Source organism: Streptomyces sp. NPDC048001, assembly GCF_043203115.1.
Taxonomy (GTDB): Bacteria; Actinomycetota; Actinomycetes; order Streptomycetales; family Streptomycetaceae; genus Streptomyces; species Streptomyces sanyensis.
Genome location: NZ_JBIDBN010000010.1, coordinates 292404 through 309424, shown reverse-complemented (window position 1 = coordinate 309424; position 17021 = coordinate 292404). Strand labels below are relative to the sequence as shown.

General features: G+C 77.2%; 16 protein-coding genes. 4 read left to right on the top strand and 12 right to left on the bottom strand.

The annotated features are described in order from the left end of the window. Positions 1 to 49 precede the first annotated feature (49 nt). Both murQ and ACGF15_RS20690 read right to left on the bottom strand, forming a co-directional pair. Positions 50 to 1030 carry an N-acetylmuramic acid 6-phosphate etherase gene (murQ, locus tag ACGF15_RS20695; protein ID WP_345613619.1) on the bottom strand — a complete coding sequence of 327 codons (981 nt, stop codon included), beginning with the start codon at positions 1028 to 1030 and terminating at the stop codon, positions 50 to 52. 131 nt (positions 1031 to 1161) lie between these two features. After that, positions 1162 to 2079, bottom strand: coding sequence for a MurR/RpiR family transcriptional regulator (locus ACGF15_RS20690; RefSeq protein WP_345613617.1), 918 nt, complete (start codon positions 2077 to 2079; stop codon positions 1162 to 1164). Positions 2080 to 2146: 67 nt separating this feature from the next. Here ACGF15_RS20690 and ACGF15_RS20685 point away from each other — a divergent pair, with 67 nt between their 5' ends. Together ACGF15_RS20685 and ACGF15_RS20680 are read left to right on the top strand one after the other, a co-directional pair. Continuing rightward, complete coding sequence (locus ACGF15_RS20685; protein WP_345613615.1) at positions 2147 to 2503, top strand: hypothetical protein; 357 nt, start codon at positions 2147 to 2149, stop codon at positions 2501 to 2503. After that, a complete protein-coding gene (locus ACGF15_RS20680) occupies positions 2500 to 2781 on the top strand; it encodes a DUF4031 domain-containing protein (protein WP_345613613.1) in 282 nt (93 codons plus the stop codon). Before ACGF15_RS20685 ends, ACGF15_RS20680 begins: the two co-directional genes overlap by 4 nt. 129 nt (positions 2782 to 2910) lie before the next feature. Here the strand turns inward: ACGF15_RS20680 and ACGF15_RS20675 are convergent, their stop codons facing one another. From ACGF15_RS20675 to ACGF15_RS20665, 3 genes are all read right to left on the bottom strand, one after another. Further along, positions 2911 to 4119 carry a Cmx/CmrA family chloramphenicol efflux MFS transporter gene (locus tag ACGF15_RS20675; protein WP_345613611.1) on the bottom strand — a complete coding sequence of 403 codons (1209 nt, stop codon included), beginning with the start codon at positions 4117 to 4119 and terminating at the stop codon, positions 2911 to 2913. Positions 4120 to 4270: 151 nt separating this feature from the next. After that, entirely contained in the window at positions 4271 to 5029 is a 759-nt protein-coding gene (locus ACGF15_RS20670; protein WP_392800824.1) for a hypothetical protein, read from the bottom strand. Positions 5030 to 5112: 83 nt separating this feature from the next. Next, positions 5113 to 7386: a heavy metal translocating P-type ATPase gene (locus tag ACGF15_RS20665; RefSeq protein ID WP_362614712.1), complete on the bottom strand. Its 2274-nt coding sequence runs from the start codon at positions 7384 to 7386 to the stop codon at positions 5113 to 5115. A gap of 231 nt (positions 7387 to 7617) precedes the next feature. On the opposite strand from ACGF15_RS20665, the gene ACGF15_RS20660 reads away from it, so the two are divergent. Next, complete coding sequence (locus tag ACGF15_RS20660) at positions 7618 to 8316, top strand: copper homeostasis protein CutC (protein ID WP_345613605.1); 699 nt, start codon at positions 7618 to 7620, stop codon at positions 8314 to 8316. 200 nt (positions 8317 to 8516) lie between these two features. Here ACGF15_RS20660 and ACGF15_RS20655 read toward each other — a convergent pair whose 3' ends face one another. The 6 genes from ACGF15_RS20655 to ACGF15_RS20630 all read right to left on the bottom strand — a co-directional run bounded on the left by ACGF15_RS20655 (position 8517) and on the right by ACGF15_RS20630 (position 15206). Next, positions 8517 to 9860, bottom strand: coding sequence for a mannosyltransferase family protein (locus ACGF15_RS20655; RefSeq protein ID WP_392800820.1), 1344 nt, complete (start codon positions 9858 to 9860; stop codon positions 8517 to 8519). A 105-nt stretch (positions 9861 to 9965) separates the two neighbouring features. Beyond that, entirely contained in the window at positions 9966 to 10490 is a 525-nt protein-coding gene (locus tag ACGF15_RS20650; protein ID WP_392800817.1) for a hypothetical protein, read from the bottom strand. A gap of 10 nt (positions 10491 to 10500) precedes the next feature. Continuing rightward, the gene (locus tag ACGF15_RS20645; RefSeq protein WP_392800814.1) at positions 10501 to 11001 is read right to left on the bottom strand and encodes a SigE family RNA polymerase sigma factor; all 501 of its coding nucleotides are present in this window, start codon (positions 10999 to 11001) and stop codon (positions 10501 to 10503) included. A 113-nt stretch (positions 11002 to 11114) separates the two neighbouring features. Then, positions 11115 to 11723 (bottom strand): TetR/AcrR family transcriptional regulator, encoded by a 609-nt coding sequence (locus ACGF15_RS20640; RefSeq protein ID WP_362610787.1) that lies wholly within the window; start codon positions 11721 to 11723, stop codon positions 11115 to 11117. Further along, positions 11720 to 12829 (bottom strand): saccharopine dehydrogenase, encoded by a 1110-nt coding sequence (locus ACGF15_RS20635; RefSeq protein ID WP_392800811.1) that lies wholly within the window; start codon positions 12827 to 12829, stop codon positions 11720 to 11722. The genes ACGF15_RS20640 and ACGF15_RS20635 overlap by 4 nt, the downstream gene beginning before the upstream one ends. Before the next feature lie 274 nt (positions 12830 to 13103). Further along, on the bottom strand, positions 13104 to 15206 hold the full coding sequence (locus ACGF15_RS20630) for a UvrD-helicase domain-containing protein (protein WP_345613593.1): 2103 nt from the start codon (positions 15204 to 15206) through the stop codon (positions 13104 to 13106). Between the two features lie 384 nt (positions 15207 to 15590). Between ACGF15_RS20630 and ACGF15_RS20625 the strand changes: the two genes are divergently transcribed. Continuing rightward, positions 15591 to 15791 (top strand): hypothetical protein, encoded by a 201-nt coding sequence (locus ACGF15_RS20625; RefSeq protein WP_345613591.1) that lies wholly within the window; start codon positions 15591 to 15593, stop codon positions 15789 to 15791. A 206-nt stretch (positions 15792 to 15997) separates the two neighbouring features. On the opposite strand, the gene ACGF15_RS20620 is transcribed toward ACGF15_RS20625, so the two are convergent. After that, on the bottom strand, positions 15998 to 16879 hold the full coding sequence (locus tag ACGF15_RS20620; RefSeq protein ID WP_345613589.1) for a helix-turn-helix transcriptional regulator: 882 nt from the start codon (positions 16877 to 16879) through the stop codon (positions 15998 to 16000). Positions 16880 to 17021 lie beyond the last annotated feature (142 nt).

Sequence of the window (17021 nt, the reverse complement as noted above, 5' to 3'; positions counted from 1 at the left end):
GATGTGGGCCGGTGTTGTTGCGGCCCCGCGGGGGTGCCGCCGCCGGGGCTCAGGCGCACTCGGAGGCGCCGTGCCCGCGGCCCGCGGCAGGGCCGGCGCCGGGTGCGCCGCCCGCCGCCAGGGCCGCGCGGAGGCGGCCGTCCGCACGGGAGAGCAGCTCCGCGGCCTGCGGTGCCCCCACGTCGGCCAGGATCACCAGGATGGCGTTCTTCACCTCTCCGCCGGTCAGCTCCAGCGCCGCCTCGATCCGGTCGTCCGGGGCCCCGGTGGCCAGGGCGACTATCCGCCGCGAGCGGGCCCGGAGCTTGTCGTTCGAGGCGCGGACGTCGACCATCAGGTTCCCGTAGGTCTTGCCCAGGCGGATCATGGTGACCGTCGAGATCATGTTGAGCACCAGCTTCTGCGCCGTGCCCGCCTTCAGACGGGTGGAGCCCGTGATCAGCTCGGGCCCCGTCACCACCTCGACGGAGTGCTCGGCCGCCGCCCCCAGCGCGCTGCCCGCGTTGCAGGAGAGCCCCACCGTGAGCGCCCCCAGCCGCCGTGCGTGCTCCACCGCCCCCACGGCGTAGGGAGTGCGGCCGGAGGCGGAGACGCCGACGACCGTGTCGTCCTCGGAGAGTTTCAGCGCGTCCAGGTCGGCGGCGGCCAGCTCCCTGCTGTCCTCGGCCCCCTCGACGGCCTGGACCATCGCCGCGGGGCCGCCCGCGAGGAGCCCGACGACCTCGGAGGGGTCGGTGTTGAACGTCGGCGGGCACTCGCTCGCGTCGAGCACGCCGAGCCGCCCCGCCGTGCCCGCTCCCGCGTACACCAGCCGGCCACCGCGGGCCATGCGGGCGGCCGCCGCGTCGATCGCCCGGGCGATGGCGGGGAGCTGCTCGGCGACGGCGGCCGGGACGGACGCGTCCTCGCCGTTCATGAGGCGGGCGATCTCCAGGGTCGAGAGCCGGTCGACGTCCGCCAGTTCGGGCCGGAACGCCTCCGTCGCGAGGCTGTCGAGCTGGGCGCGGAGTTCACCGTGGAGGGAGGGCATGTCAGGTGGCTCTGCTTTCTCTCTCGGGCCGTGCGCGTGCCGGGTGGTGCGGAGGCTCGGGTGCGGGCTCGGCGGGTGCGTGGACGGTGGTGGTGCGGACGGTGGTGGTGCGGGGCTCGGCGGGTGCGGGATCAGCGGGTGCGCGGGCGGTGGCGGTGGGCCAGCGCCTCGTACGAGGCGGCCAGGGCGGGCGCCGCGGACTCGTACGTCCGCTGCGCCACCCCGATGAACAGGCAGTCCACAACCAGGAGTTGACTGGTGCGGGAGGACATGGCCGCCGGCCGCAGCTCGCTCTCCCGGGCAGTGGACGTGGTCAGCACGTGGTCGGCGTACTGGGCGACGGGCCCGTCCGGGCGCCCGGTGATCGCGATGGTCGTCGCCCCCCGGTCGAAGGCCACCCGCAGCGGCTCGATGGCGTCGTCCGTCGAACCGGAGTGCGTGATGGCGATCGCCACGTCCCCGGACCGCAGCTGGACCGCGTTGGTCACGGCGAGGTGGGGGTCGGCGTGGGCGTGGGCGATGAGCCCGATGCGCTGGAGCTTCTGGGCCAGGTCCATGCCCACGAGGGAGGAGGCGCCCACGCCGTAGACGTCGATGCGGCGGGCAGTGGCGGCCGCCGCCACCGCCGCGCCCAGCTGGACCGTGTCCAGTCCGGCCGCGGTGTCGGCGAGGGTCTGCTGCTCGTCGTGGGCGAGCTTGGCGACGACGTCCGCGATCGGGTCGTCGACGGCGATGTCGGTGGTGAGGGCGGGGGCCCGTCCGGACTGCTGGTGCGCCGCCAGTCCGGCCAGGGCCAGGCGCAGGTCCCGGTAGCCGGGGTAGCCGAGGAGGCGGGCCGTGCGCACCACGGTCGCCTCGCTGGTTCCCGTGCGCTCGGCGAGGCCCGTGACGGTGAGGGCGGCGCATCCGGCGGGGTCCTCGGCGACGGCCTCGGCGACCCGCTGCATGGAGCGTGTCATGGAGGGGGAGAGCGTGCGCACCTTCGCCGCCAGGGCCGCCGGTGCCGGTGGCGTCCCGCTGCTGAAACTTTCCTTCACTGGATGGGTCACAGATGAAAGGTATTTTCGGGCTTCGGGCCTCGTCAAGGCCCCCGTGCGACCGGGGGACAATGGGGCCATGGACGCCCCGAACCCGCTGGAACAGGCACTGCACGCCGCGCGGGCCCTGGTCCTCGCCGACCTGGCCGCCCGGGACGTGGCGGAGGCGGACGTCGTCTCCCTCGTGGAGGACGCGGTCACGCACCGCCGCTGGTGGGTCGAGCAGTGGCCCGAGGGGGCGGCCTACGTGGCGGGCCTGGTCGCCCAGGACGTGCAGGACGCGCTGCTGGAGCGCTACGGGCGCTGGCCGCTGTGCCCCGTCTGCGACCAGGGCGACCCGCACGCGCTGGAGGTCGAACCCGAACTCGGGCCGGACCCGCGCTGGGTCTGCGCCAAGGCCGGCGTGGTGATCGCACCCGTCGGCGGCCTGCGGTGACGGTCTTCATCGACCCGCCGGACTGGCCGGGCCACGGCCGTATGTGGTCGCACATGGTCAGCGACGCCTCCTTCGACGAGCTGCACGCCTTCGCGGAGGGCATCGGCTGCCCGCGCCGCGCCTTCGAGCGCGACCACTACGACGTGCCCTCGCACCGCTACGCCGACGCCGTGGCGGCCGGGGCGGTGGAGATCGGCTCCAAGGAACTCGTCCGGCGGCTCACGGAAGCGGGGCTGCGCCGGCCGAAGGGCCGCCCGGCGCCCCGCGGCCACCGGTAGGCCGCCCCGGTCCGGTCGCGGCCCGGCAGGGCCACCGGCGGGTCGGGTGACACGGTCACCGGCGCACGCGGTCGCCCACCCGGGCCCGGCAGGGCCACCGGCGGGTCGCGCGACCGGGGCCCGGCACGGTCACCGGCGGACGCGGTCGCCCACCGGCGCGGCGGAGGCGCCCAAGGCCCCCGTGACCACCCGGGAGCGGGAGTGCACCCGCAGCGAGAGGGCGACCAGCCCCGCCGCCGCCGCGGTCATCGCCGCGCCCGCCCAGGCCGTCGACGCGAAGCCGAAGCCCGCGTCAATGACCGCACCGCCGAGCCACGGCCCGGCGGTGTTGCCGAGGTTGAACGCGGCGGTGGTCGTCGCGCCCGCCAGGGTCGGCGCGGCACCGGCGACGTTGAACATCCGGGCGTTGAGCGCCGGGGCCGTGAAGAACGAGGAGAACCCCAGGCAGAACGCGAGCGCGACCGCGGCGGCGGGGGAGGAGGCGAGCAGCGCCAGCGCCGCCAGCAGCACCGTGGAGGCGGCGGTGCCCGAGAGCAGCACGCCGAAGAGGCGGGCGTCCGCGACCCGGCCGCCGATCACCGTGCCGGCCAGCGCGCCGGTCCCGAACAGGCCGAGCACCGTCGGCACCCAGCCCGCGGACAGCCCCGCCACCTCGGTGAGCAGCGGCGCGAGGTAGGAGAAGGCGCAGAACACCCCGCCCGCCGCCAGCGCGGTCGCGGCCACGGCCAGCCACACCTGCCGGTCCCGGTAGATCGCCAGCTCACCGCGCAGCCGGGGCCTGCGGTCGGGCCGCGGGATGCGCGGCACCAGGGTCGCGACCCCCGCCAGGGCCACGGCCGAGGCGGCGCCGACGGCCCAGAACGCGGCCCGCCAGCCCAGGTGCTCGCCGAGGAACGCCCCTGCGGGCACCCCGAGCACGTTGGCGAGGGAGAGGCCGCCGATCATGACGGCCATCGCCCGGGCCCGTGAGGTGACCGGGACCATGGCGATGGCCACGGCCGCGCCGACGGCCCAGAAGCCGGCGCAGGCCAGGGCGCTGAGCACCCGGGAGGCGAACAGCACCTCGTAGGAGGGGGCGAGCGCGCCCGCCACCTGCCCGAGGCCGAACAGCGAGATCAGGGCCACCAGGGTGGTCTTGCGGGGGAGCCCCAGGGTGGCGACGGCCAGCAGCGGGGCGCCGACGACCATGCCGATCGCGAAGGCCGAGATCAGCAGACCCGCCTGCGGGATCGACACGCCCATGTCGGCGGCGATCGGCGGGAGCAGCCCGGACAGCATGAACTCGCTGGTGCCCAGGGCGAACACGGACAGCCCCAGGAGGTGGACGGCGAGCGGCATCCGGGAGCGGCCCGGCCGGGACGCCCCGTCCCCGCCCGGGGGTGAGGACCCGGGGGTCCGCGGGGCGGGCGGTGACGGGTGATCGGAAGGAGCGGGCACGACAGGTGCCAACCGGCGCTACGTGCCTGTCATTCCCCCGGGGGTCGGCGTCTCAGGACGCGGACAGGAGCTCCAGCTCCACCGTGAGGTTGTGCCGTGCCGGGGCCTCCCAGTGCTCCCGCCCGTGGGGCGTGCGGTACAGGCGCGGCAGGGCCAGCAACCCGCGCAGCACCGCGGCGCGTCCGTCGCGGAACAGCTCCTCGGGCACGAAGCCGTACTCCTCGCGCACCGCGGCCGCATAGGCCGCGTAGGCGGCCGGGGCCGCCGCGAGGACCGCGAGGTCCGCGTCGCACAGCACCTGCCCGTCGGCGTCCCCCTCCTCGGGGTCGTGGGTCACGGTCAGCCGCACCAGGCGGGCGACCTCGGCGGTGCGGGCCTCGCCCACGCCGAGCTCGGTCAGCGCCCGCTCGGCGAGACGGGCGGAGCGCTCCTCGTTCTCGGAGCGGTCGGGGAGGTAGACGGCGTCGTGGAACCAGGCCGCGAGGCGGACGGCGGCGAGGTCGGCCGCGTACTCCCGGAGTTCGTCGACCCGGTGGAGGACCGCCACGAGGTGGTCGGTGGTGTGGTAGCGCCGCTGGGGCTCCGCCCAGCGGCCGAGCAGGTCGTCGGCGTAGCGGTCGAGCACCGTCGCGCCGGGCCCGTCCCCCTGCGGCCCGGTCGCGCCGGGCACGGTCGCCTGCGGGCCGGTCGCGCCGGGCACCGTCGCCCGGGGGTCCGGGGCCTCGGGGCCGTCGCCGAGCGCGGCCAGCAGGGTGGCGCGCCAGCGGGCGCGGAGGTCGTCGTGGGCGGGGTGCGCGGGGAGCGGGGCCATGGCCTCATTCTGCCGCCGGGCGCGGGAGCGGGAGGCACCCCGGGGCAGGCCCCGCGGCACCTCCCGCTCCCGCGCCCGGCCTGTCAGCCCGCCGCGCCGAAGCGGCGCAGGCGCAGGCTGTTGCCGACGACGAAGACGGAGGAGAAGGCCATGGCCGCTCCCGCGATCATCGGGTTCAGCAGGCCGGCCGCGGCCAGCGGCAGGGCGGCGACGTTGTAGGCGAACGCCCAGAAGAGGTTGGTGCGGATGGTCGCCAGGGTGCGGCGGGCCAGCCGGATGGCGTCGGCCGCGGCGGTGAGGTCGCCGCGGACCAGGGTGAGGTCGCCCGCCTCGATGGCCGCGTCGGTGCCGGTGCCCATGGCGAGCCCGAGGTCCGCCTGGGCGAGGGCGGCGGCGTCGTTGACCCCGTCGCCGACCATGGCGACGGTCCGGCCCTCCTCCTGGAGCCGCCTGACGACGTCCACCTTGTCCTCGGGCATGACCTCGGCGACGACCTCCTCGATCCCGACCTCGGCGGCGACCGCCTCGGCCACGGCCCGGTTGTCGCCGGTGAGCAGCAGGGGGGTGAGCCCCAGTGCGCGCAGGCGGCGGACGGCCTCGGCGCTGGTGTCCTTGACCGCGTCGGCGACTTCGAGGAGCGCGCGGGCCTCGCCGTCCCAGGCGACGGCGATCGCGGTGCGGCCGCCGGCCTCGGCGGCGGCACGGGCCTCGGCCAGGGCGGCGGGCAGGTCGATCCCCTGCTGCTCCAGCAGCCGCGGGCGTCCGACGAGCAGGGCGTGCCCTTCGACCGTGCCGCGCACGCCGAGGCCGGGCACGTTGGCGAAGTCCTCCGGTGCGGGCAGCGGGCCGGTGCGCTCGGCGGCCGCGCTCGCGACGGCACGGGCGACGGGGTGCTCGGAGGCGTGCTCCAGGGCACCGGCGAGCCGCAGGGCCCGGTCGGCGTCGACCGCACCGGCGGTGCGCACGGCCAGGAGCTCCATCCGGCCGGTGGTCACCGTGCCCGTCTTGTCCAGGACGACGGTGTCGACCGCGCGCGTGGTCTCCAGGACCTCGGGCCCCTTGATCAGGATGCCGAGCTGGGCGCCGCGTCCGGTGCCGACCATCAGGGCGGTGGGGGTGGCCAGGCCCAGGGCGCACGGGCAGGCGATGATCAGGACCGCCACGGCCGCGGTGAAGGCGGCGGTGAGCCCGGCGCCGTTGCCGAGCCAGAAGCCGAGGGTCGCGACGGAGAGCGCGATGACCACGGGGACGAAGACGGCGGAGATCCGGTCGGCGAGCCGCTGGGCCGCGGCCTTGCCGTTCTGGGCGTCCTCGACGAGCCGGGCCATCCGTGCGAGCCGGGTGTCCTCGCCGACCTCGGTGGCCTCGACGACCAGGCGGCCGCCCGCGTTCAGGGTGCCGCCGGTGACGCGGTCGCCCGCGGCCACCTCCACCGGGACGGACTCGCCGGTGAGCATGGAGGCGTCGACGGCGGAGGAGCCCTCGACGACCGTGCCGTCGGTGGCGATCTTCTCCCCGGGGCGTACGAGGAAGCGGTCCCCGGTGCGGAGCCCGGCGACGGGGATGGTCTCCTGGCGGTCGCCGCGCAGCACGGTGACCTCCTTGGCGCCCAGCTCCATCAGGGCCTTCAGCGCGGCCCCGGCCCGGCGCTTGGAGCGGGCCTCGAAGTAGCGCCCGGCCAGGATGAAGGCCGTGACGCCGGCGGCGGCCTCCAGGTAGATGTTCCCGGCGCCGTCGCTGCGGGCGATGGTGAACTCGAAGGGGTGGGTCATCCCGGGGACGCCCGCGGTGCCGAAGAACAGCGCCCACAGCGACCACAGGAACGCGGCGGAGGTGCCCACCGAGACCAGGGTGTCCATCGTGGCGGCGCCGTGTCGGGCGTTGGTCCACGCGGCCCGGTGGAAGGGCCAGGCCGCGTAGGTGACGACGGGTGCGGCGAGCGTCAGGCTGAGCCACTGCCAGTACTCGATCTGCAGCGCGGGCACCATGGCCATCGCGATCACCGGTACGGACAGCACCACGGCGGTCACCAGCCGCTGGCGCAGCGGGGTGAGCCCGTCCTCGTCCTCCGGCCGCCCCCCGCCGTCCGCTCCGGGCGCCCCGGGTGCCGCCGGGGCGGGCTCCTCGGCGGTGTAGCCGGTGGCCTCCACGGTCGCGATGAGGTCCGCCACCACCACGTCCGGGGCGAAGGCGATCCTCGCCTTCTCGGTGGCGTAGTTGACCGTCGCCTCGACGCCCTCCATCCGGTTCAGCTTCCTCTCGACGCGCGCCGCGCAGGAGGCGCAGGTCATCCCGCCGATGGTGAGTTCCACCTCGTGGGCTGCGCTGTCCGCTGGGCGGGCGGCTGCGGTCGGCATCTCCGGCCTCCTTCGTGTTTATACCCCTAGGGGGTATCTGCTTCCTCTCTCTGTATACCCCCTCCCTGTATGGGGAGGCAAGTGCCGCCGATGTGTGTGCATGGCCGGATGCCGCCCCGGCGGGCTGTCACGGGAGAAGCGGGGTATTACGCTGGACATTGGACTAGACCTCTTCGGCCGTTCGGGGGCCGCGGAGGCGGCACCTCGTACCTTCCTGGAGGAATGGGCCCCATGAGCAACCGTGCACTCCTTGAGGTGATCGCCCTCGACCCGCGGGACGCGGTCGCCGCGCAGACGGCAGGAGCGGACCGGCTGGAGCTGGTCACCGACATGGCGGCCGACGGCCTCACGCCCACCCGCGACACCTTCGCGCGCATCCGGGACGCGGTGGACATCCCGCTGCGGGTGATGCTCCGCCGCACCGACGGGTTCTCCGCGGGCGGCCCGCGCGAACTCGACACCCTGGCCGAGACGGCGCGGGCGCTGCGGGAGGAGGGCGCCGAGGAGTTCGTCCTCGGCTTCCTCGACGACCAGGGACTGCCGGACACCGCGGCCGTCGAGCGCCTCGCCACCGAGATCGAGGGCTGCCGCTGGACCTTCCACCGCGCGATCGACCACTGCGCCGACCGCGGAGCCCTGCGCAAGCAGCTCGCGGAACTCCCGGGCCTGGACACCTACCTCACCGCCGGGTCGGCCGCCGGGGTGGACGACGGCCTCGCCACCCTCACCGCCGAGGCCGCCCGCCGCGGCGAGCCCGGCTACGGGCCGACGCTCCTCGTCGGCGGCGGGCTCCGCCTGGAGCACGTGCCCGGGCTGCGCCGCGCCGGAGTCGCCGCCTTCCACATCGGCGGCGCCGCCCGCCCGGACGGCTGGTCGGCCCCCGTCTCCACGGACGCCGTCCGCGTCTGGCGCGAGGCGCTCGACGCGTAGCACCGGCCCGGCCGGGCCCGGCGCGGCGCGGCCCGTCCGCGCGCACCGGCGCTGCGGACGCTCGTGACCGCCCGGCCCGACGGCCGCGCCCGGGCCCTGGCTCCTGCGCCGACGGTTGGCGCCCTGCTCCCGCCGCGACGCCCGGCGCCCGGGCGGTGCCGGCGCCACCCGGGCCCGGCCCGGCGCGGCCCCACGGGCCGTCAGACCGCGTAGGGCCAGGTCGCCAGCATCGACGCCCCGTACCACGTCCCGAAGAGCGCCGCGCCGCCCGCCGCCGCTGCCGCCGTGCGCGGACGGGCGGCGGCCAGCGCCCGAGCGGGCGGCAGCAGGAACAGCACGGCGGGTGCCAGCATGCGCAGCTTGCAGTGGTAGTAGTTGCTCTGCCCCAGCGCGAGGACCACCACCGCCGTCCCGTACACCGCCAGCGGCAGCACCCCGGGCACGCACCGGCCGGGACCGCGCCAGGCGGCCGCCGTCAGCAGGATCACACCGAGCACCAGCACGGCCGTGCTGACGGGAACCCACCCCGTCTCGCGCACCAGCGCGTCGGGCAGGAAGCCCGCGAACCGCGCCCCCGCGTCCCAGTGCGTCCCCCACCCGGCCTGCTGGATGCGGAACCAGGCGTCCCACCGCCCCAGCCGGTCCCCCACCCAGAGCAGGTAGAGCGGTGTGCCGAGGCAGGCCAGTGCCGAGCCCGCCACCGGCCGCCAGCGCACCCGCCGCCCGGCGGCCGCCGACTGCACCGCCGCCACCGCCACCGCGAGTGCCACCGCCGCGGCCGTGGGGCGGGTCAGACCGGCCAGGCAGCCCAGCGCCCCCGCGGTGAGCCACGCCTCCCGGCGGCAGGCGAGCAGCGCCCCCGCGGCCAGGGCCAGGAACAGCGACTCGCTGTACCCCATGGCGAAGACGATCCCCATCGGCTGCGCGGCGCAGAGCAGCACCACCGCGAACGCCGCCGTCCGCGGGCCGTACAGGCCCAGCACCAGCCGGTGCACGGCGAACAGGGCGGCGAGGAGGGCGAGATGGGCCACGACGAGGGCCCCGGCCCCGGCGGAGGCGCCCAGCACCGCGGACGCGGCACGCGAGACCAGCGGGTACAGGGGGAGGAACGCCAGCTCGTTGCCGGTGAGTTCGCCGTCCGGGGTGCGGCTGAAGCCGTCCGGATAGCCGTCCGCGGCGATGCTCAGGAAGTGCCGGGCGTCCCAGGAGAGCAGATGGTCCTGCACGGAGCCGCGGGCCGGACGGCGGAGCAGGGCCAGCATCGCCAGGTGCAGCGCCGTCGAGGCGGCGTAGGCGGCGAGCACCGGCCCGGCGGCGCGCACCGCGGCCCCGGCGGACGCGCGCACCGCCGCCCCGGCGGACGCGCGCACCGCCGCCGCCCGGGCCGCGGTGCGGCCGCGCCCCCGTCCGGGTGTCCGGCGCCGCGGTGCCCGGTGCTCCTGTCCGGCGGGCCGAGGGCCCGGCGTGCCGGGGCGGCCGGGAACGGACGGCCGGGGGAGCCCCGACGGGCCCGCCTCCGGGGCGGTGGCGGTGGGCTGGGGCATGCGGGGCGCTCCTCGCGTCGGGGACCTGTGACCCGCCTACGCCCCCGGTCGGCCGCCGGGTTGACCGCCGAGACGCGGATCACGCCCCGTGCCCGCGCCCCCGCGTCAGGCGGAGGGCCCGCCGCCCGGGGGGAGACCGGCGGGGAGCGTGGAGGCCCCGTCCGGGAACTCCGTGCCCGACGCGCCCCCGGCCCCGGTAGGGGGCCCGTCGGCGGGGGCGGTCCCGGTGGGGTCGGAGGCGGTTCCCGTGGCGGACGGGGGACGGCTCCCCTCCGGCCCGGCCGGGGGGCCCGTCGGCGGGACCGACTCCGACGGCGCGCGGGTGGGCGTGGGCGGCGGGCCGGTGACCTCCGGCGGGGAGGGCGTACCGGACCAGGGCGGTGCCGTCGGGACGCCGTCCGGGGACGCGGGCGGCACGCCCTCCCGCCCCCCGGCCGCGCCCGCCACGGCGAAGGCGACCACCGCCGCAGTGCACACCGTGGCCGTGCCCGCCATCGCCGCGAGCCGCCTCCTGCGGCGCCGCCGCCCCCCTGCCGCGACGGCGGCGAGGCCGACGGGCCGTGCGCGGACCGCCGCCTCCCGTGCCGCGTCCCGCAGCAGACCGGCCAGCCGGTCCCCGTGCTCGGCCATCGGCTCCTCCTCACGCATCGCGGCCCCCGCTCGCGTCGACGGGGTGGTCCAGGCTCGCGGCCAACCCGGCCCGGGCCCGCGACAGATGGGTCTTGACGGTCCCGGTGGACAGCCCGGTCTCCGCCGCGATCCGCTCCACCGGCAGATCGCACACGTAGTACAGCGCCGCGCACTGGCGCTGCCGGGCGGGCAGCCGGCGCAGTGCCGCCGCCACGTCCACCATGCCGGGATCGGGGGCCCCGGCCGGTGGCGGCCCCCCGCTGCGGAGCCAGGCGAGCCGCCCCCGGCGGGCCCGCCGCCAGCGGCTGACCGCCAGCCGCCACGCGACGGTGCGCACCCATGCCTCCGGTCCCAGCCCCCGGTCGAGCGCCCGCCTGCGGTCCCAGGCGCGGACGAACGCCTCCTGCACGACGTCCTGGGCCTCGTGGAAGTCCCCCGTCATGATGTACACCTGGCCGGTGATCCGCCCGGCGGCCTGCGCGTAGAAGGTGGCGAACTCCTCTTCGGTCAACGCGGCTCTCCTTGCTGGTCAGGGCGGTACACCCGCACCTACGCAGCACGGGCCCGGCGCGGTTGACCTGCTGAGACCGAGGTCACACCGCCCGCGCCGGGCCAGGGGCCCCGTCAGGGGGAGGCGGGGCCGGTGAGGAGCCCGAGGAGCGTGCGGCGCAGGACGGCGTCCGCCTCCGGGCCGCGCGCTCCGGCGATGCCGGAGCGGAACAGCGCCGACCCCTCAGCCGTCATCACGAACACCTCCGCCCGGGCACGCGCCGCGGCCTCGCCCAGCCCCGGCACCCGGTGCCGGACGATCCCGGTGAGGTGGGCGACGTACCCGGCGTAGAAGGAGCGCACGGCGGCGGCCGCCGCGGGGTCGTGCGCCGCCATCGACCACACCTCGGTGAACAGCCGCACCAGGGCGGCGTCGTCGTGGTCGCCGAGGACCGCGTCCAGCACCGAGGCGGGGTCGGCGCCCGCGGACGGGCCGGTGCGCTCGGCGATCCGGGCGAGCGAGGTCTCCAGCACCCGGTCCAGCAGTGCGGCCACCAGCTCGGCCCGGGAGGGGAAGTAGTGCTGGAGGTGCCCGAGGCGCACCCCCGCCTCGTCGGCGACCGCGCGCAGCGTGAGCTGCGCCCCGCCGGACGCGGACAGCAGGCGCTCGGCGGCGTCCAGCAGTTCGGCGCGGCGCCGGAGGCCCTTGGCCGTGGCCGGGCGGCCGGAGGGCTCGGGGGTCACGCGGCCGCCCCCCGCCGCCCCGCGGCCCCGGCCCGCTCGATGTCGACCAGCACGCCGTGCGCGGCCAGCCGCTCCAGGGCGGCGGCGGGGTCGGGGTGCTGCTCCGGGAAGACCACGCCCTCGGGGGCGGGCGCCCCGTCGGCACCGAGCACCCGCAGCAGACCCAGATAGCCGCCGACGGCCGTCAGATGGCTCTGCCCGGCCGGGTCCGAGACGGTGGCGGTGCGGGTGGCGCCCGCGTGCGCCACGTCGACACGGAGCCGTGCGGTGCCTCCGTCGCCGGGGGAGTGGAGCAGGGCGCGGCGGGCCGGGGTCCAGCGGTCGCCGCCGCCCCAGCGGAAGAAGCCCGTGCCGCGCAGGGCGAGGAGCATCCGGGTGGCGGCGGGGGAGCTGAAGCCGATACGGGTGGCGGCGGTGGCGGTGCCCAGGGTGAGCGGGAGGGTGTACTGCTCGGGGGTGTCGATGCGCGCGACCCGCATCTGCTCCGTGCCGATCCGGACGGTGCGCGCCCCGCTCAGCGGGGCGGCGAGCCTGCGCCTGCCGTCCTCCACCACCTCGAAGCCGATGCCGAGCCGGTCCATGAACTCCACCGAGTCCGCACCGGCCCGGTCCGCCATGTCCCAGCGCACTGCCGTCTCGACGCGCTCGGCGCCGCCCAGCTCCCGGGCCAGGGCCGCGGCGACGAGGCTGGTGACGCCGCCCATCCAGGCCGAGGAGAGCAGGACCGGCGCGGAGGTGCGGGTCAGGGCGGCCACGGTGACCGCCCGCTGGAGCCGGGCGGTCCACCGGGTGACGTCCACCTGGGGCACCCCGGCGGTCGCGGCGGCGCGCAGCACGCGGTCCTCGGGGTCGTTGACGGCGCTCACCACCGCCCGCACGGCGGCCCGGAAGGGGGCCGGGGAGGCGAGGTCCCAGGCGCGGACCTCGGCGCCGAGGCGCGCGGCCAGCTCCCGGCCGCGCTCCGGGGTGCGGCCGGTCATCAGGACCGGCAGACCGCCGGCGCCGATCAGCCGGGAGAGTTCCGCGCCCACGGTGCCGTAGCCGCCCGTGACGAGTACGGGGCCGGCGGGGTCCCACTGCAGTTCGTCGAGGAGTTCGTCGTTCATGGGACCACTATAGGTCAAGTGACCTATTTAGCGGAGGTGCGCCTGCCGGGAGGCCCGGGCGACCGGCGGCCCGCCGGGCCGGGCGCTGTCCCGGGGGCGGATCGGCGCCCGGCCTGCGGGCCGGTGCGGCCGGGGACGGGTCGGGTCGCGGACGGCGGACGGCGGGTGGCGGGTGGCGTGGTCTCGGCCTGTGCCGCCGTCCGGCCCGGGCGGGTCTCGGCCCGTCCCGCCGCCTACCGCCAGACGTCTGCCGCCTGCCGCCTCCCGCCTGCCGTCAGTGCAGCTCGGGCGGCAGCGGCCGGGCGTGGACCACCGTCAGACCCGACACCGCACGGGTGAGCGCGACGTACAGCCTCCGCAGCCCCGTCCGCAGGTCCGGCTCGCCCGCCACCACGGCCGCCGGCTCGTCCAGCACCACGTAGTCGTACTCCAGGCCCTTGGCCAGCGAGGCCGGGACCAGCGTCAGCCGGGAGGCGGCCGTCGTCTCGGTCCCCGGCTCCAGGTGCGCCATGCCCGCCGCCGCCAGGGCCCGCGCCAGGTCCGGGACCCGGTCGTCCGCGGCGATCAGCCCGATCGAGCCCTCACGGGCCAGCGACCCGGTACAGGCCGCCACCACCGCCGCGTCCCGCTCCTCCTGCGCCACCTCGCGGACCACGAGCGACCCCGGGTTCTCCCGCACCGAGGACACCGGCGCCAGGCCCGGGGACATGTGCGGCAGCAGCCGCGAGGCGTAGGCGATCACCTCGCGCGGCACACGGAAGCCCGCCGTCAGCTCCTCCACCGCCGCGTCCGGCTTGCCCAGATGCCCGAGCGCGTCCGCCCACGAACCGGTCGCCCAGGGCGTCGTCCCCTGCGCCAGGTCGCCCAGCACCGTCGCCGACCCCGTCGAGCAGCGGCGGCCCACCGCCCGGTACTGCATGGGCGACAGGTCCTGGGCCTCGTCCAGGACCACATGACCCAGCGACTGCGTGCGCCGCACCAGGTCGTACGCCTCGTCGACCAGCACCGCATCCGCCGGGGACCACCGCGCCGAGCGCACACTGCGCGGCGGCTTCGCCCACACCACCGCCGCCTGCTCCTCCGCGGTGAGCACCCCCTCGGCGTGCTCGGCCAGGAACGCGGCGTCGGACAGCAGCCGCAGCACCACCTTCGCCGGGTCGACCGGGGGCCAGAGCGCCTTCACCGCGGCCTTCACGGCCGGGTTGCGGGCCACCGCGTCCTGGATCCGGTCGTCCGGCGCCTCGCCCGCCTGCTCCATCCGCACCAGCACCGCGTGCGCGATCCGCTGCGGCAGCGCCTCCCGGGCCGCCCCGTAGCGCATGTCGCGCTCCAGCAGCTCGCGGACCATCTCCTGAAGCTCGTACGCCGGGATCCGCCAGCGCCGCGACCCGCGCACCACCACGACCGCCTCGGACGGCATCGACACATGCGAGCGGACCGCCCGCCGCAGCACCTCCGCCATGCGCGCGTCGCCCTTCACCACCGCCGCCCGCGCGTCGTCCGCCCCCCGCACCTCGACGTGGGCGACCAGCTCGTCCACCGTCGACTGCCGCACCTCCAGCTCGCCGAGGGCGGGCAGCACCTGCTCGATGTAGTGCAGGAAGGAGCGGTTCGGCCCGATCACCAGGGTGCCGGTCCGGGCCAGCCGCTCCCGGTGCGCGTACAGCAGGTAGGCCACCCGGTGCAGGCCCACGGCCGTCTTCCCGGTGCCCGGGCCGCCCTGCACGCACACCGTCCCGGACAGCCCGCTGCGGACGATCTCGTCCTGTTCGGGCTGGATCGTTGCCACGATGTCCCGCATCGGGCCCACGCGCGGCCGCTCGATCTCCGCCTGGAGCAGCCGCGAGGTGCGCTCCACCTCCTCCGGGTCGGTCAGGTGCTCGTCCTCGTACGCCGTGAGCTCCCCGCCCGTGTAGCCGAACCGGCGCCGCAGGGCGACGTCCTGGGGGTCCCGGCGCGAGGCACGGTAGAAGGGCTGCGACACCGGGGCGCGCCAGTCGACGACCATCGGGTCGCCCTCGGCGTCGTGCACATGACGGCGGCCGATGTAGAAGCTCTGGCCCTCCTGCGCGCTGAGCAGGTAGTCGAGCCGCCCGAAGAACAGCGGCGTGTGCGCGAGGTCGGCCAGGGCCTTGATCCGTGCCTCGATCTGCGCCTCCAGGACCGCCGCGTTGACCCAGTTCGCCGTCACGTCCCGGATGTCCAGCGACTGCACGTCCTCCCGCATCGCGCGCAGCGCGGCCCGGGAGGCGGTGAGGTGCGCCCGCTCCCTCCCGAGCGGGCCGGGGCCGGGCTCGGGGGCGGCGGGCTCGGGGGACGGCGCGGCGGGTGCGTCGTCGGCGGACTCGGTCGCGGGTACGGGAACGTGCGCGGGCACGGCTTGCCTCCGGCTCGATGGTGCGGCGTGATCACGACATGGCGGACCGGCCGGTTTCCGTCCGGGCGGCGGCACTCCGGCGAAGGGAGGCGGGAGACCCCGGGCGCGGCCCGGGGCAAGCCGGCGATTCTAGTCAGAGCGCAGCCCGGGAGCGAACGGATTTCCCCGCCCGGGGGCCGGGTGCGGGCGCCCCCGGGTCGGGCGGCCGTCGCCCCGGCCGCGCCCTCGTGCGGACGGGGCCGGGGTGCGGCGACCCTCAGACCGCCTCAGGGGCGGGTCCTCCCGGAAGCGGAGAGGAGACCGCCCCGGGTCGTAGCCGCCGGGGCTCCGCACCAGGCCCGGGGAGGGATGCTCCGAGCGGGTGAGAAGGCGCACCCTGGATACATGAGCACAGCGACCTTCACCCCCGGCAACCCGGTGGGCCCGGGCGCCCCGCGCCGCGGTGCCACCGCCATCGGAACCGCGCCCCACCCCCGCCACCGCCTCGGCGACGCCGTCCGGGCGGTCAGGGTGTTCGCGGAGACCTTCTTCTCCGTCGTCGTGCTGGGCGAGTACGGCGAGGAGGCGGGCGTCCGCCGCCGCTGACCCGCCGCGGGAGGACGGCCCGCCCGCCTCCCCGCCGCGCCGGACCCGGCACGGGCCGGAGCGGGGCCCCGAGCGCGCCCCGCGGACGCGGAGCCCCGCAGGGACCGTGCCCACCGCTCACTGCTCTTGCGGCGCGGCGGTCCCGGCGGCGGATCCCGGGGGCGGCGCGGCGCTCCCGGCGGCTCCCGGGGGACGGCACGGGCCTGTCAGCGCGCGGGGTGCGCGGTCGGCTCCGGCGAAGGCGCCGCGGCGGTCCAGGCCAGCAGCATCCGCAGCGCGTCGTGCGAGGCGCTGCCGGGCTCCGCGGCATACGTGATCAGCGCCTGCTCGGGATCGTCCGCCGGGCGCAGCGTGTCGTAGGCCAGCTCCAGATCGCCGACCAGCGGATGGTGGAACCGCTTGGTCCCCGAGGTCTTGTCCTGCACCGGGTGCTCGGCCCACCAGCGGCGGAAGTCCTCGCTGCGCATGGACAGCTCGCCGATCAGGCCGGCCAGCCGGGGGTCGTCGGGGTGCCGCCCCGCGTCCAGGCGGAGGTAGGCCACGTTCTCGCGGGCGCAGGAGGCCCAGTCCGCGTACAGCTCCCGGGACGTCTCGTCGAGGAAGGTGATGCGGGCGATGTTGCGCTCGGCCCCGTCCATGGCCGCGTAGTCGCCGAGCAGGGCGCACGCCGCCGTGTTCCAGGCCAGGACGTCCATGCGCCGGCCCATCACGAGGGCCGGCGTGTCCGTCAGTTCGTCCAGCAGCCGCCGGAGCATCGGCCGCACGCGTTGCGGCCGGTCCCGGCGTCGAGGGACGCGCCCGGCGCCGGACCGGGGCCGGGCGAGGCGGTGCAGGTGCCGGGTGGCGTCCCCGTCCAGCCGCAGTGCGCGGCCGAGGGCGCCGAGCACCGCGTCCGAGGGGTTGGGCACACGGCCCTGTTCCATCCGGGTGTAGTAGTCGACACTCACTCCGGCGAGCTGGGCGATCTCCTCGCGGCGCAGGCCCGCGACCCGGCGCCGGCCTCCGAAGTCCGGCAGGGCCACGTCCTCGGGACGCAGGAGGGAGCGGCGGCTGCGGAGGAACTCGCCCAGGGTGATCGCTGTACTCATACGACGATTGTGGTCGGTCGCGGTGGGGGGGGGGGGGGCCCGCCCGGGGGCCGGCCCCCCCCCCCCCCGGCCGGGGGGGGGGGCGGGGGGCCCCCCCCCCCCCCCCCGGGCCGGGTGAGCGGGGGGGGGCGGGTGGCCCCCC

Bases quoted from the DNA above. Each gene is read 5' to 3' on its own strand.
- murQ (WP_345613619.1), bottom strand. From the start codon at position 1,030: ATGCCCTCCCTCCACGGTGAACTCCGCGCCCAGCTCGACAGCCTCGCG.
- ACGF15_RS20685 (WP_345613615.1), top strand. From the start codon at position 2,147: ATGGACGCCCCGAACCCGCTGGAACAGGCACTGCACGCCGCGCGGGCC.
- ACGF15_RS20675 (WP_345613611.1), bottom strand. From the start codon at position 4,119: ATGCCGCTCGCCGTCCACCTCCTGGGGCTGTCCGTGTTCGCCCTGGGC.
- ACGF15_RS20670 (WP_392800824.1), bottom strand. From the start codon at position 5,029: ATGGCCCCGCTCCCCGCGCACCCCGCCCACGACGACCTCCGCGCCCGC.
- ACGF15_RS20665 (WP_362614712.1), bottom strand. From the start codon at position 7,386: ATGCCGACCGCAGCCGCCCGCCCAGCGGACAGCGCAGCCCACGAGGTG.
- ACGF15_RS20660 (WP_345613605.1), top strand. From the start codon at position 7,618: ATGAGCAACCGTGCACTCCTTGAGGTGATCGCCCTCGACCCGCGGGAC.
- ACGF15_RS20655 (WP_392800820.1), bottom strand. From the start codon at position 9,860: ATGCCCCAGCCCACCGCCACCGCCCCGGAGGCGGGCCCGTCGGGGCTC.
- ACGF15_RS20650 (WP_392800817.1), bottom strand. From the start codon at position 10,490: ATGGCCGAGCACGGGGACCGGCTGGCCGGTCTGCTGCGGGACGCGGCA.
- ACGF15_RS20635 (WP_392800811.1), bottom strand. From the start codon at position 12,829: ATGAACGACGAACTCCTCGACGAACTGCAGTGGGACCCCGCCGGCCCC.
- ACGF15_RS20625 (WP_345613591.1), top strand. From the start codon at position 15,591: ATGAGCACAGCGACCTTCACCCCCGGCAACCCGGTGGGCCCGGGCGCC.
- ACGF15_RS20620 (WP_345613589.1), bottom strand. From the start codon at position 16,879: ATGAGTACAGCGATCACCCTGGGCGAGTTCCTCCGCAGCCGCCGCTCC.